This is a genomic window from Sulfitobacter sp. HNIBRBA3233, from assembly GCF_040149665.1.
In the GTDB taxonomy this organism is placed as follows: Bacteria; Pseudomonadota; Alphaproteobacteria; order Rhodobacterales; family Rhodobacteraceae; genus Sulfitobacter; species Sulfitobacter marinivivus.
This window is the reverse complement of sequence record NZ_JBEFLP010000001.1, coordinates 1,810,406-1,824,435: the sequence shown is the minus strand read 5'-3', so window position 1 is coordinate 1,824,435 and position 14,030 is coordinate 1,810,406. Positions and strand designations below refer to the sequence as shown.

The following is a 14,030-nucleotide window of genomic DNA, read 5'->3' as shown; positions in this document are numbered from 1 at the left end:
CCTCGAGGTGCTGCTCCGGTCGGACATACGGGCGCAGACAGGAATGGAGGGACACATGATCCACAAAAATTGGGCCGAACTGATCAAGCCACAGCAGCTTGACGTCAAACCCGGCAACGATCCTGCCCGTCAGGCGACAGTTGTGGCCGAACCGCTTGAGCGCGGCTTTGGTCTGACCATGGGCAACGCGCTGCGTCGCGTTCTGATGAGCTCGCTTCAGGGGGCGGCCATCACCTCTGTCCAGATCGACAACGTTCTGCACGAGTTTTCCAGCGTCGCCGGTGTGCGCGAAGACGTCACCGACATCATCCTGAACCTCAAGGGTGTGTCGATCCGCATGGAAGTTGAGGGGCCCAAGCGCCTGTCGATCTCCGCGAAGGGTCCGGGTGTTGTCACCGCCGGTGATATCTCGGAAACCGCCGGTATCGAGATCCTCAACCGTGACCACGTGATCTGCCACCTCGACGACGGTGCGGATATCTACATGGAACTGATGGTCAACACCGGCAAAGGCTATGTGTCGGCCGACAAGAACAAGCCCGAGGATGCGCCAATCGGGCTGATCCCGATCGATGCGATCTATTCGCCGGTCAAGAAAGTGTCCTACGACGTGCAGCCGACCCGTGAAGGTCAGGTGCTCGACTATGACAAGCTGACCATGAAGGTGGAAACAGACGGATCGATCACGCCGGATGATGCCGTGGCATTCGCCGCGCGTATCCTTCAGGACCAGCTGGGCATCTTCGTCAACTTCGACGAGCCTGAAAGCGCTTCGCGTCAGGACGATGACGACGGTCTGGAATTCAACCCGCTTCTGCTGAAGAAGGTGGACGAGCTGGAACTGTCCGTGCGTTCGGCCAACTGCCTGAAGAACGACAATATCGTCTACATCGGCGATCTGATCCAGAAGACCGAAGCCGAGATGCTGCGCACGCCGAACTTCGGCCGCAAGTCCCTGAACGAGATCAAGGAAGTGCTGTCGGGCATGGGTCTGCACCTCGGCATGGACGTCGAGGACTGGCCACCGGACAACATCGAGGATCTGGCCAAGAAGTTCGAAGACAACTTTTAAGTTTTGCAGGGTGCGCCTTACCCGCGCACCCTGCACACCCCCGGGTCGGGCAGACCCCAAGGAGAGCTGGCGCTACGCACGCCAGCCGGACAAAGCAAAACCGCCCGTAGAGGGCATCAGTACTGGAGAAAGACTATGCGTCACGCACGTGGATACCGCCGCCTGAACCGCACACATGAGCACCGCAAGGCGCTGTTTGCAAACATGGCAGGCTCGCTCATCGAACATGAGCAAATCAAGACAACGCTTCCAAAGGCGAAAGAACTGCGCCCGATCATCGAAAAGATGATCACGCTGGCAAAGCGTGGCGATCTGCACGCCCGCCGTCAGGCCCGCGCCCGCCTGAAAGAAGATCAGTATGTTGCGAAACTCTTCGACATTCTGGGACCACGCTACAAGGACCGTCAGGGCGGCTACGTCCGTATCCTGAAGGCCGGTTTCCGCTATGGCGACATGGCGCCAATGGCGATCATCGAGTTCGTCGACCGTGACCGTGACGCCAAAGGCGCGTCCGACAAGGCACGCGTCGCTGCCGAGGATGACGCAGCAGAATAAATTCCGCCGCTCTGGCGCGCGAGGCCCCGCTGGCAACAGCGGGGCCTTTTGCGTTCTTGAGGGGCGCGCGCCTGGCGGTCACGATCCGGGCGGAGGAAAAACATCGGGCGCGTTGTTGCGCGCGGTCTCGCGGAAGCGCATATCAGACCCATGAGATATATCGCCCTTCTACTGATTTTCCTCACCGCTCCGGCCATCGCGCAGCAGGTGCCACAATCGGCAGCCGAAATGCGGATGAGCTTTGTTCCCGTGGTCAAACAGGCTGCTCCTGCGGTGGTGAACATCTATGCGCGCATCATGCGCCAGCAACGTGGCACCCCGTTGCAATCCGATCCGTTCTTCGAACGCTTCTTTCGCGACCCTTTTGCCGAGCGCAAGCCGAGGGTCCAGAACTCGCTGGGGTCGGGGGTGATCCTGTCGGAGGACGGCATCGTGGTCAGCAATTACCATGTTGTCGGCATGGCCACGGACATCCGTGTGGTGCTCGCTGACCGGCGCGAATTTCAGGCGCGGGTGCTTCTGGGCGACGAAGAGGCGGACCTTGCCATTCTCAAGATCGACGCGCCCGATCCGCTGCCCTTTCTCGACCTGCGCGACAGCGACAGTGTCGAGGTCGGTGAATTGGCGCTCGCCATCGGAAACCCTTTCGGCGTCGGCCAGACCGTCAGCAGCGGGATCGTGTCGGGCCTCGCGCGGTCGGGGGCATCCGGTGGCGGCGGTCAGGGGTATTTCATCCAGACGGACGCACCGATCAACCCCGGCAACTCCGGCGGGGCGCTGGTCGATGTGGACGGGCGTCTGATCGGGGTGAATACGTCGATCCTGACGCGCTCGGGCGGTTCCAACGGCATCGGCTTCGCCATCCCTGCGGATCTTGTCGCGGCTTTCGTCGCGCAGGCGCGCAGCGGTGCGACGAGTTTCGGCAAGCCCTGGGCCGGTATCAGCGGCCAGCCGCTCGATGCGGATATGGCGGCAACCCTCGGCTTTGATCGCTCGGGCGGGCTGATCATCTCGGGGCTGCATGCGGTCAGCCCCTTCCGTGCAGCGGGGCTGGAGGTCGGCGATGTGATCCTCACCGTCGGAGGCCAGCCGGTGAACACCCCCGCCGAGATGATCTACCGGATGAGTGTTGCGGGGCTGGGCGCCGAGGCCGAGGTCGGGTTCTCGCGGGGCGAGGAGGAACGCACGGCGCGTGTCGCCCTGATCGCGGCGCCAGAGGATCCCCCGCGCGATCCCGTCACGCTGGACACCCAAAGTGCCTTTCCGGGGCTGTCGGTCGTTCGGATCAATCCGGCCGTCCTGTCGGAGCTGAACCTGCCGCTCGAAATCGAAGGTGTGGCCGTGACCGACTCAGGCCCATACGCCGCGCGGGCGGGGCTGCGCGCCGGGGATGTCATCCTTGCCGTCAACGGTATTGTCCCCGCGCATCCCGACGACGTGGCGCAGCTGCTAGATGGACAGATGCGGCGGATCGAGATGGTCGTCCAGCGCGGGGCGCGCCGGATCACGATGCGGTTCAGGGGGTAGGGCATGGCAGATCTTTTCGGAACCGCAGCCACGACACCGGCCACGGAAAGCGCGCACCGGCCTCTTGCCGACCGGCTGCGCCCCAAGACGCTGGCCGAGGTCATCGGGCAGGACCAGATTCTGGGGCCGGACGCGCCGCTGACCGCGATGTTGCAGGACGGCGCGCTGAGTTCGCTAATCTTCTGGGGGCCGCCGGGCGTCGGCAAGACGACGATCGCGCGTCTGCTGGCGGATGAGACCGATCTGCATTTCGTCCAGATCAGCGCGATTTTCAGTGGCGTGCCAGAGCTGCGCAAGGTGTTCGAGGCCGCAAAGCAGCGCCGCGAGACCGGGCAGGGCACGCTTTTGTTCGTGGACGAGATCCACCGCTTCAACAAGGCGCAGCAGGACGGGTTTCTGCCCCATATGGAGGACGGCACGATCCTGCTGGTCGGGGCCACCACAGAGAACCCAAGCTTCGAGTTGAACCGCGCCGTGCTGAGCCGTGCGCAGGTTCTGGTTCTGGAGCGGCTGGACGGGGAGGATCTGGAAGGGCTCGCCCAACGTGCCGAGACCGAATTGGGCCGGCCGTTGCCGGTCACACCCCAAGCGCGCCAGCAGCTTCTGGATATGGCCGACGGGGATGGGCGCGCACTGCTGAACCTGATCGAACAGATCGCTGCGTGGAAAGGCGACGATCCTCTTGATCCCGAAGCTCTGGGCAAGCGGCTGTCAAAGCGCGCGGCGCAATATGACAAGGGCGGGGACGAACACTACAACCTGATCTCGGCCCTGCATAAATCGGTGCGCAGCAGCGATCCTGATGCGTCTTTGTACTGGTTCGCGCGGATGCTGGAAGGCGGGGAGGACCCGCGATACCTCGCGCGGCGGATCACGCGGATGGCGGTCGAAGATATCGGTCTGGCCGATCCCCAGGCGCAGGCAGTCTGCCTGCAAAGCTGGGAAACCTACGAGCGGCTCGGCTCTCCCGAGGGCGAGCTTGCGCTGGCGCAGGCGGTTGTCTACCTCGCGCTGGCGCCGAAATCGAACGCGGCCTACGTGGGCTACAAGGCAGCGCGCCGCGCGGCCAAGAAGACCGGATCCGAACCGCCGCCCAAGCATATCCTGAACGCGCCGACCTCGATGATGAAGGACCTCGGCTACGGCAAGGGATATGCCTACGACCATGACGCCGAAGACGGATTTTCGGGGCAGAACTGTTTCCCGGACGGCATGGCGCGCGAAGAGATGTACCAGCCGGTCGAACGCGGGTTCGAGCGTGAGTTGAAGAAGCGGCTCGACTATTTCGCGAAGCTGCGGAGCAAGCGGGGCGGCTAGGGCCCCATGCTTGACATTTGCCGCGTCAGGGCGGACAGACGCGGCATGATTTCAACTGTTGCTCTTGTTGCCACGGGCGGTGCCATCGGTGCCGCGGCCCGCTTTCTCGTGGGGGTGGGCGTGTTGCGCCTGACCGGTCCGCAGGAGTTTCCTGTCGCGGTTCTGGGCGTCAACGTGATCGGGTCGTTCCTGATGGGCGTTTTCGTCGTCGCGGCGGCGCAGAAGGGTCTGACGCACCTCAGCCCCTTCGTGATGACCGGCCTGCTGGGCGGGTTCACGACGTTTTCCGCCTTTTCGCTGGAAACCGTGACCTTGGTCGAACGGGGGCAGATCGCTGCGGCAGGTGCCTATGTGGCGCTGTCCGTGGGGTTGAGTATCGCGGGATTGATGTTGGGCCTTTTGCTGGCCCGGGGAGTATTTGCATGAGCCGTGTCCAGACCATCACCGTGGCCGAAGGCGACGGGGATCAGCGGCTTGACCGCTGGTTCAAGCGCCTGTTTCCGCATATCCCGCAGGGGCGTGTCGACAAGATGTGCCGCAAGGGGGAAATCCGCGTCGACGGCGGGCGGGTCAAGGGATCGACCCGCATCGAGGTCGGCCAGCAGGTGCGCATTCCGCCCTTGCCCGACACCAAGGCTCCCGCGCCGGAGCGTGGCGGCATCAGCGAGGCGGACGCGAAATTCATCCGCTCCTGCGTGATCTACCGCGATGACCACGTGATCGCCCTGAACAAGCCGCCGGGCCTTGCGGTGCAGGGCGGGTCGGGGATGGGCGAACGCCACGTCGACGCGCTGAGCGAGGCTTTGATGTTCGATCTGGAGGAACGGCCGCGTCTGGTGCACCGGATCGACAAGGATACGTCAGGCGTGTTGCTGCTGGCGCGCACCCGCGAGGCGGCGAAGGCGCTGACGGCGAATTTCCGGCACCGCGAGACGCGCAAGATCTACTGGGCTGCCGTTGCCGGTGTGCCGCAGCCGCGGGACGGGACCATCAAGTACGGGCTGGTCAAGGCCGGTGGGCACGGCAAGCGCGGCGAGGGGGAGAAGATGGTCGCCGTCCATCCCGCCGAAGTCGATGACACGCCCGGCGCAAAGCGCGCGACAACCGATTACACCACGTTGGAACAAGCCGGCACCCGCTGCTGCTGGATGGCGCTGATCCCGGTCACCGGACGGACGCACCAGCTGCGCGCGCATATGGCCGAAATCGGGCATCCGATCGTGGGCGACGGCAAATACGGCGGGTCGGGTCAGGAAAACCTCGGCGACGGCTGGGGCGCGCAGCTGGGCGGAGAGCTGTCTAAGAAGCTGCATCTGCACGCCCGCAGCCTGAAGATCGAACACCCCGCGACCCGCGCGATCCTGCATCTGACGGCCCCCTTGCCGGACCACATGGCCCGCACCTGGGACACCTTCCAGTGGCAGCCATCGGACGTACCCGAAGACCCGTTCGAGGAAGACTGGGGATGAGTGACGACCGCCTGCGTCTGGTGGTCTTCGACGTGGATGGCACGTTGGTCGACAGCCAGGCGGATATTCTTGGCGCGATGACGCTCGCCTTCGAGGCCGAGGGCCTTGCGCCGCCCGACCGCGCGTCCGTTCTGTCCCATGTCGGCCTGTCGCTGGAGGTGATGATGCCACTTCTCGCGCCGCAGGCGGGTGTGACCACCCACCGGCGGCTGGTCGATGGGTACAAGGACGCCTATGTGGCCCTGCGCGCCGCGCAGGGGGCCGCGCAATCCTCGCCGCTTTACCCCGGTGCGCGTGACGCGCTGGACCGCCTGCGCGCACGGGACGAGGTGCTGCTCGGGGTGGCGACGGGCAAGTCGCGACGCGGGCTCGACAAGCTGATCGAGGGGCACGGCCTCGAAGGCTATTTCATCACCCAGCAGGTGTCGGATTTCCATCCGTCCAAGCCGCACCCCGCCATGCTGGAAACCGCGCTTTCCGAAACCGGAATCGATGCGCCGGATGCGGTGATGATCGGCGATACGAGCTTTGACATGGAAATGGCCGCCTCTGCCGGGATCACTGGCATCGGGGTCGGCTGGGGCTATCATCCAGCCGAAAGGCTGGCTTCGGCGACACATCTGATCGCGGATTTCACCGCGCTTGTGCCGCTGCTCGAAGAGATCTGGAAGGAAGAGACATGAGCGAATGGAAGGCGAAACGGTTCTGGAAAGCCGCCGATGTGGTGGAACATCCCGCAGGCTATTCCGTCGCGCTGGACGGTCGTCCGGTAAAGACACCTGCCAAACGCCCGCTTGCCGTCCCGACCCGTGCTATGGCCGAAGCGATCGCGCTGGAGTGGGACGCGCAGGAAAAAGAGATCAAGCCGCACACGATGCCGGTGACCAAAACGGCGAATGCCGCGATCGACAAGGTGGCGGTGCAAAAGCAGGAGGTCGTCGAGATGCTGGCGGCCTACGGCGACAGCGATCTCTTGTGCTACCGCGCCGATCGCCCCGAAGAACTGGTGGCGCGGCAGGCGGAAATCTGGGATCCGATGCTGGACTGGGCGCATCAGGCGCTGGGCGCGCGTCTGGAGCCGCGGGTGGGCGTCATGCACCAGCCACAGGATCCTGCGGCGCTCGAAGTGCTTCACAGCCATACCGCACGGCTGGATTCGTTCGAACTTGCCGCCTTTCACGATCTTGTGAGCCTGTCGGGGTCTCTGGTGCTCGGTTTTGCGGCAGCGCAACAGGTCCGGCCCGCGGACGAAATCTGGCGTATCTCCCGGCTCGACGAGATCTGGCAGGAAGAGCAGTGGGGCGAGGACGAAGAGGCGACTGCGCTTGCGGCGCTTAAACATGAGGCATTCCTGCACGCGACGCGGATGTTCGCTCTCGCCCAGCGGTAGAAGCTAAAATACAGGCATTGCCCCTGGGTCAAGCTGTCTCGTCGCCTCAAAATTGACCGGCCCGCCCTTGACCTTTTGGCGCAAATCCGCCCACAGTGACGGCCACTACGCGGGGAAACCCGTGCAGTATCGCCACCGGCGCGCAAAGCGCCGTTATCTCCGTCTTAACCATGGCGGAAACTCAGGAAGAGGTAAAAATGAAGAAATCTTACATTCTTGGCGCGCTGACCGTCGTTGGTCTGTCCGCCAGTGCAGCAGCCGCAGCCACGCTTGACGATGTCAAGTCGCGCGGCAAACTGAACTGCGGTGTGACAACGGGCCTTGTGGGCTTTGCCGCACCTGACGCCAACGGCGAATGGAAAGGCTTTGACGTGGCAGTTTGCCGCGCAGTTGCCGCCGCCGTTCTGGGCGACCCGAACGCCGTTGAATTCGTTCCGACAACCGGCAAGACACGCTTCACCGCGCTGGCATCCGGCGAGATCGACATGCTGGCACGCAACACCACATGGACATTCAGCCGTGACAACGACCTGAAGTTCGAATTTACCGGCATCAACTACTACGATGGTCAGGGCTTCATGGTGCCAAAAGCACTGGGCGTTTCGTCGGCCAAGGATCTGGACGGCGCGACCGTCTGCATCCAGACCGGCACAACAACCGAGCTGAACCTCGCGGACTACTTCCGCAAGAACAACATCAGCTACGAGCCCGTGCCGATTGAAACCAACGCCGAAGCACAGCAGCAGTACCTTGCCGGTGCCTGCGACGTCTACACGACAGACGCTTCCGGTCTGGCCGCCACACGCGCGACCTTCGAAAACCCAGGCGAGCACATCCTGCTGCCCGAGATCGTTTCCAAAGAGCCACTGGGCCCACTGGTACGTCACGGCGACAACGAGTGGGGCGACATCGTGCGCTGGACTCTGAACGCGCTGATCACAGCAGAAGAGCTGGGCGTTTCGTCGGCCAACGTTGCTGAAATGGCATCGGGCACAAACAATCCCGAAGTCGCCCGCCTGCTGGGCACCGAGGGCGAGCTGGGCTCCATGCTGGGTCTGGATGCCGATTGGGCCAAGCGCGCAATCGAAACCCAGGGCAACTACGGTGAAATCTTTGCCAAGAACATCGGTGAAGAAACGCCAATCGGTCTGGCGCGCGGTCTGAACGCGCAGTGGACAGACGGCGGCCTGCTTTACAGCCCACCTTTCCGCTAAAAACGACAGCCGGAGGGCGCGGTATAATCCGCGCCCTTCGTGCCTTATTGGACGAAGGCAAACTGACCCGGATTAGACGCGAAAAGCGCATCCTTAAGGACCGGGCACACGGGGATACATCTCATGTCGACACTCTCGGACCCTCAGCAGGGCTCGTTCCGGCTATCCATGCTGTTGAACGACACGCGCTATCGCTCGGCGACGCTTCAGGTGATCGCGGCGATAATTCTGGCGGCCTGCCTTTTCTATCTTTATTCCAACCTTGCCGAGAACCTGCGTGAGGCCGGTCTGAACATCGCGTTCGACTTCCTCGGTGCGCCTGCGGGCTATGACATCAACCAGACGCTGATCGACTACAACAGCCAGTCGAGCAACCTGCGCGCCGCCATGGTCGGCATTCTCAATACGCTGCTGGTCGCGTTCCTTGCCTGTATCACCGCAACCGTCTTCGGCGTCATTGCCGGTGTTCTGCGCCTGTCCAACAACTGGCTGGTGCGCAAGCTGATGGCGGTCTACGTCGAGATCTTCCGGAATATTCCGGTGCTGATCTGGATCATCATCATCTTCACCATCATGACCGCCGTGATGCCTGCGCCAAGTGCGTTCCGCGGCGACGATCCCGATTCCACCATGCTTTTCGACCTCTTCGCCTTCACCAACCGCGGCGTCTATATTCCGGGTCCCTATTTCACCCGCGGCATCGGTGGCGAGGATGGAAGCTGGATCAACTGGCTTTTGGTCATCGCGACCATGGTGGCGGCGCTTTTCGGTACGCGAGCGGTGACCGCCCGCGCCGAGGCCAAGCAGGCAGCGACCGGCGTCCGGCCCAACACACTGTGGATCAACCTCGCGATCTGGTTCGTGCCGATCATCATCCTGCTGACGATCCTCGGGCTTGCGTGGGACATTCCCGCGCTGAGCGGTTTCAACTTCGGCGGTGGCCTCAAGATCGGCGGCCCGCTGATCGCCTTGTGGTTCGCCCTGTCGATCTACACCGGTGCCTTCATCGCCGAGAACGTGCGCGCCGGTATCCTTGCCGTCAGCAAGGGGCAGACCGAAGCGGCCTCTGCGCTGGGCCTGCGCCCGCGCCGCGTGATGAGCCTTGTGGTTCTGCCGCAGGCGCTGCGGGTCATCATCCCGCCGTTGATCTCGCAGTACCTCAACATCACCAAGAACTCGTCGTTGGCGATTGCCGTCGGCTACGCGGATATCACCGCGACGCTGGGCGGGATCACCCTGAACCAGACGGGCCGCGCAATTGAATGCGTGCTGCTGCTGATGGCCTTCTACCTCATCATCTCGCTCCTGATTTCGGCGGGGATGAACGTTTACAACAACGCCGTGAAGCTGAAGGAGCGCTGAGATGAGCGATACACACGCCGAATCCGTCGCCTTTGTACGCGAAACAGCGATCCCTGCCTCGGAGCCGCCGGCGACAGCCGCCGGACCAATCAAATGGATGCGCGAGAACCTGTTCGCGACGCCCGCGAACGCGGCGCTGACAATCGCGGCGGCCTATGTGATCTATCTGATCCTGGCCAGCACGCTGCCATGGATCCTCAACGGGGTCTGGAATGCCGACAGCCTGACGGAGTGCCGCGAGATCCTTCAGGGGACAAGCGGTGCCTGTTTTGCCGTGCTGGTGGAACGCTGGCCGCAGCTTCTCTTCGGGTTCAAATATCCGCAGGAAGAATACTGGCGTCCCCTGACTGCCTTTATCCTGATGTTCGTCGCTCTGGCGCCGGTTCTGTTCTTTGATCTGCCGCGCAAGTTGTTGATCGTGACAGCGCTGTTTCCCTTCGTTGCTTACTGGCTGATCTGGGGCGGCACCATCTGGACGCCAATCATGGCGCTTCTCGGCTTCGTAGCCGGATATCTCGTCTACAGCCGGTTTGTCACCCGCAGCTTCGCCCTCGGATTTTTCGGAGGTGTCGCCGCGGCCGTCGTGGTGTGGCTGATTGCTGGATTCATCGTGCCGATGCTGGCGCCGGAAACGCCGCTGCTCGAAGCTGTGCCGTCGCGCGATCTTGGCGGGTACATGCTCAACATGATGCTGGGCCTGACCTGTGTGTCGCTGTCGATTCCGCTGGGGATCGCGCTGGCGCTCGGGCGTCAAAGCTCGATGCCGCTGATCAAATACATCTGCGTCGTCTTCATCGAATTCATCCGCGGTGTGCCGCTGATCACCTTGCTGTTCGTGGCGTCGGTGATGCTGGCGTATTTCTTCCCGCCCGAAGCGACGGTCGACCTGTTCCTGCGGGTGGTGATCATGATCACCATGTTCTCGTCCGCCTATATCGCCGAGGTGATCCGCGGCGGTCTGGCGGCGCTGCCCAAGGGGCAGTACGAGGCGGCGGACAGCCTCGGGCTGGACTACGCGCAGGCGATGCGGCTGATCATCCTGCCGCAGGCGCTGAAGATTTCGATCCCCGGGATCGTCAACATCGCTGTCGGTCTTTTCAAGGATACCACCCTCGTTTCTGTCATTTCGATGTTCGACATCGTGGGCATGATCCGCGGACCGATCCTCGCCTCGACGGAATGGAACGGCGTCTACTGGGAACTTCTGGGCTTTGCCTGCGTCGTCTTCTTCGTCGTCTGCTACAGCATTTCACAATATTCGCAGTGGCTGGAACGCCGCCTCGCGACAGACCATCGTTAAGGAGATCTCGACATGGCTGAGACTGCACAAATGAAAGTATCCGACGAAGTCGCGATCGAGATCAACAAGATGAACAAATGGTACGGGGCATTCCATGTGCTGCGTGACATCGATCTGACGGTCTACCGTGGCGAACGCATCGTCATCTGCGGCCCGTCGGGATCGGGTAAATCGACGCTGATCCGCTGCATCAATGCGCTGGAGGAGCACCAGAAGGGCTCAATCACCGTGGACGGGACGCTGCTGTCGTCGGATCTGAAAAACATCGACAAGATCCGGTCGGAAGTCGGCATGTGTTTCCAGCACTTCAACCTGTTCCCGCACCTGACCATTCTGGAAAACTGTACGCTGGCGCCGATCTGGGTGCGCAAGACACCCAAGAAGGAAGCCGAAGCCACGGCGATGCATTTCCTCGAAAAGGTGAAGATCCCCGATCAGGCCAACAAGTATCCCGGCCAGCTGTCCGGCGGCCAGCAGCAGCGTGTCGCGATTGCGCGCAGCCTGTGCATGCGTCCGCGCATCATGCTGTTCGATGAACCGACATCGGCGCTTGATCCCGAAATGATCAAGGAGGTGCTCGATACGATGATCGAATTGGCCGAAGAGGGCATGACGATGCTCTGCGTCACGCACGAGATGGGCTTTGCCCGTCAGGTGGCGAACCGCGTGATCTTCATGGACGAGGGCCAGATCGTTGAACAGAACGAGCCAGAGGCGTTCTTCAAGAATCCGCAAAGCCCGCGGACAAAACTCTTCCTGAGCCAGATTCTGGGCCACTAGGCTCTTTCGATGGTCAGAATTTCCGGGGGCGAAGGGAAACCTTCGCCCCTATTTCATTATTTCTCGGGGGACCACGAAGTGCCGGACTGTACCGGTGCCGATGCGCAGCTGTGACCAGTCGTTGATCGTGAAGTCTGCAACCAGTGTGGCGCAGGTGGGAAACCGGTGGAAATCAGCGTGCGCGGGCGGGGCAGCCACCAGATCGGATGCCAGCATCGCAGAGCCGGGATTATGCCCGAGCATGAGAACGGTATCGGCATTAGCGGTCCGCAGGATAGCGAGCATCTCTTCGGGGTCGGCGAGGTAGAGCTCTCTCGTAACGGTCACCGCCGTATCCTCTGACAGCTTCAGGCCGGCGAGCGTTTCCTGCGTCCGCGTGGCGGCTGAACACAGCACCGAATCGGGCAGCACGTTCTCTGATCGCATCCAGTCCCCGATCGCCTCGGCGCTGCGGGTGCCGCGCGCGTTCAGGCCGCGTTCGATGTCTGGCAGGTCACCGGCCCAGTCCGATTTCGCATGGCGCATCAGGATCAGTCGCTTCATTCGCCGGTTCCCTTGAAATAGCGCATGTGGTGCGCCGATTGCGCAGACGGGCGGTCAAACGCGTGGCTGACGGGGCAGGCGCGCCGCACCTGACAGCCATGGCTCATACAGGCATCGCCCGCCGTGGTGTCGAGGTACGCTTTGCAGGCGGGCACGTCATAGCCGTGGTCTGCCGACAGGGCATCGACGGGGCAGGCGGTGGTGCAGGGCCGGTCGGCGCAGCTGGTGCAGGGATTTGCCGGTGTTTGATCCGGCAGGGGCAGGTGCCGGTCCCAGACCAGCGCACCACGGTAGGAGATCATCAATCCCGCGCGGGCGTGTACCAGCATCCCCACAGGGCTTTGCCATGCCTCTCCGCTGGCCAGTGCCCAGGCGATGAAGGGGGCGAAGGGCGGGCCGCCGAAAGGAAAGACGTGATCGTCGGCCTCTGCCGCAGTGGCAAGGCCGGCAATGACGCGGCCGGACCAGCGGTCAACGGGGTCGGGTTTTCCATCTTGCGCCTCGGGGCTATCGCGAAAGACGTCCCAGAAGGTGTTGTCGCAGCCGATCAGGGCAATCGTGCGCCCGCCCTCGTGCAGCGCGCCCATCGGCATCAGCCCATGGGGAGCGCAGAGGGCGGCGAGCCCGTTCATCCGGCGCGGATGATAGAGCCGGCGCCGTGCTCGGTGAACAATTCCAGCAGGCAGGCGTTGGGCGCGCGTCCATCGAGGATTACCGCGGCACGCACCCCTGCCTCCAGCGCGTCGAGGGCGGTCTGGGTTTTCGGAATCATGCCGCCCGCAATCGTGCCCTCGGCGGTCATCTGCTGGATTTGTGTCGCGGTCAATTCCGTCACGACCTCGCCTTCGGCGTTCTTGACCCCCGACACATCCGTGAGCAGCAGCAGGCGATCGGCCTTCAGCGCGGCTGCGATGGCCCCTGCTGCGGTGTCACCATTGATATTGAAGGTCTCGCCCGCCATGCCCATTCCCAGCGGTGCGATCACGGGAATCAGCTCCTTCTCGGCCATATCGAGCAGCAGGCGGGGGTTCACATTGGTCGGCTTGCCCACAAGACCCAAGGCCGGGTCTTCCGGTTCGCAGATGATCAGGCCGCTGTCCTTGCCCGACACACCTACCGCCCGTCCGCCTTGCGCGGAAATCGCCTGCACGATCTTGGCGTTGACGAGGCCGGAGAGAACCATCTCGACCACTTCCATGGTCGCGGCATCGGTCACGCGCTTGCCGTTGACGAATTCGGATTTGATATCGAGCCGCCGGAGCATGTCGTTGATCATCGGGCCACCGCCGTGCACGATGACCGGATTGACGCCCACCTGCCGCATCAGCACCACGTCGCGCGCGAATTCCATCATCGCGTCGTCGCTGCCCATGGCATGGCCGCCCAGTTTGATCACGACGGTCGCGTCGTTGTAGCGCTGCATGTAAGGCAGCGCCTGTGACAGGGTGGCGGCGGTAGCGGCCCAATCGCGGTTCATGTCTTGTTTTCTCATTCTTCGGAT

15 protein-coding genes are annotated in these 14,030 nt (G+C 62.8%); 12 read left to right on the top strand and 3 right to left on the bottom strand.

Going from position 1 to position 14,030, the window contains the following annotated elements; genetic code table 11:
- Positions 1-55 precede the first annotated feature (55 nt).
- From ABMC89_RS08845 to ABMC89_RS08790, 12 genes are all read left to right on the top strand, one after another.
- Positions 56-1,072 (top strand): DNA-directed RNA polymerase subunit alpha, encoded by a 1,017-nt coding sequence (locus tag ABMC89_RS08845; RefSeq protein ID WP_349567300.1) that lies wholly within the window; start codon positions 56-58, stop codon positions 1,070-1,072.
- Positions 1,073-1,207: 135 nt separating this feature from the next.
- Complete coding sequence (gene rplQ, locus ABMC89_RS08840) at positions 1,208-1,627, top strand: 50S ribosomal protein L17 (RefSeq protein WP_349567298.1); 420 nt, start codon at positions 1,208-1,210, stop codon at positions 1,625-1,627.
- Positions 1,628-1,777: 150 nt separating this feature from the next.
- Positions 1,778-3,154, top strand: coding sequence for a trypsin-like peptidase domain-containing protein (locus ABMC89_RS08835; protein ID WP_349567296.1), 1,377 nt, complete (start codon positions 1,778-1,780; stop codon positions 3,152-3,154).
- A 3-nt stretch (positions 3,155-3,157) separates the two neighbouring features.
- A complete protein-coding gene (locus ABMC89_RS08830) occupies positions 3,158-4,471 on the top strand; it encodes a replication-associated recombination protein A (RefSeq protein ID WP_349567294.1) in 1,314 nt (437 codons plus the stop codon).
- A 45-nt stretch (positions 4,472-4,516) separates the two neighbouring features.
- Positions 4,517-4,897, top strand: coding sequence for a fluoride efflux transporter CrcB (crcB, locus tag ABMC89_RS08825; RefSeq protein WP_349567292.1), 381 nt, complete (start codon positions 4,517-4,519; stop codon positions 4,895-4,897).
- Positions 4,894-5,940 carry an RluA family pseudouridine synthase gene (locus tag ABMC89_RS08820; protein ID WP_349567290.1) on the top strand — a complete coding sequence of 349 codons (1,047 nt, stop codon included), beginning with the start codon at positions 4,894-4,896 and terminating at the stop codon, positions 5,938-5,940. The genes crcB and ABMC89_RS08820 overlap by 4 nt, the downstream gene beginning before the upstream one ends.
- Positions 5,937-6,623, top strand: a complete 687-nt coding sequence (locus ABMC89_RS08815) for an HAD-IA family hydrolase (RefSeq protein WP_349567288.1) — start codon at positions 5,937-5,939, stop codon at positions 6,621-6,623. Before ABMC89_RS08820 ends, ABMC89_RS08815 begins: the two co-directional genes overlap by 4 nt.
- Complete coding sequence (locus tag ABMC89_RS08810) at positions 6,620-7,330, top strand: ATP12 family chaperone protein (RefSeq protein WP_349567286.1); 711 nt, start codon at positions 6,620-6,622, stop codon at positions 7,328-7,330. The genes ABMC89_RS08815 and ABMC89_RS08810 overlap by 4 nt, the downstream gene beginning before the upstream one ends.
- A gap of 197 nt (positions 7,331-7,527) precedes the next feature.
- Positions 7,528-8,544, top strand: a complete 1,017-nt coding sequence (locus tag ABMC89_RS08805; protein WP_349567284.1) for an amino acid ABC transporter substrate-binding protein — start codon at positions 7,528-7,530, stop codon at positions 8,542-8,544.
- 123 nt (positions 8,545-8,667) lie between these two features.
- On the top strand, positions 8,668-9,906 hold the full coding sequence (locus ABMC89_RS08800) for an amino acid ABC transporter permease (RefSeq protein ID WP_349567282.1): 1,239 nt from the start codon (positions 8,668-8,670) through the stop codon (positions 9,904-9,906).
- A 1-nt stretch (position 9,907) separates the two neighbouring features.
- Positions 9,908-11,206, top strand: a complete 1,299-nt coding sequence (locus ABMC89_RS08795) for an amino acid ABC transporter permease (protein WP_349567280.1) — start codon at positions 9,908-9,910, stop codon at positions 11,204-11,206.
- 12 nt (positions 11,207-11,218) lie between these two features.
- Positions 11,219-11,986 (top strand): amino acid ABC transporter ATP-binding protein, encoded by a 768-nt coding sequence (locus ABMC89_RS08790; RefSeq protein ID WP_349567278.1) that lies wholly within the window; start codon positions 11,219-11,221, stop codon positions 11,984-11,986.
- A 48-nt stretch (positions 11,987-12,034) separates the two neighbouring features.
- Here the strand turns inward: ABMC89_RS08790 and ABMC89_RS08785 are convergent, their stop codons facing one another.
- The 3 genes from ABMC89_RS08785 to argB are packed head-to-tail and all read right to left on the bottom strand — an operon-like array spanning position 12,035 to position 14,021.
- Entirely contained in the window at positions 12,035-12,529 is a 495-nt protein-coding gene (locus ABMC89_RS08785) for a SixA phosphatase family protein (RefSeq protein ID WP_349567276.1), read from the bottom strand.
- Positions 12,526-13,161, bottom strand: a complete 636-nt coding sequence (locus tag ABMC89_RS08780; protein WP_349567274.1) for a ferredoxin — start codon at positions 13,159-13,161, stop codon at positions 12,526-12,528. Before ABMC89_RS08780 ends, ABMC89_RS08785 begins: the two co-directional genes overlap by 4 nt.
- Positions 13,158-14,021 (bottom strand): acetylglutamate kinase, encoded by an 864-nt coding sequence (gene argB, locus ABMC89_RS08775; RefSeq protein ID WP_349567272.1) that lies wholly within the window; start codon positions 14,019-14,021, stop codon positions 13,158-13,160. The genes ABMC89_RS08780 and argB overlap by 4 nt, the downstream gene beginning before the upstream one ends.
- Positions 14,022-14,030 lie beyond the last annotated feature (9 nt).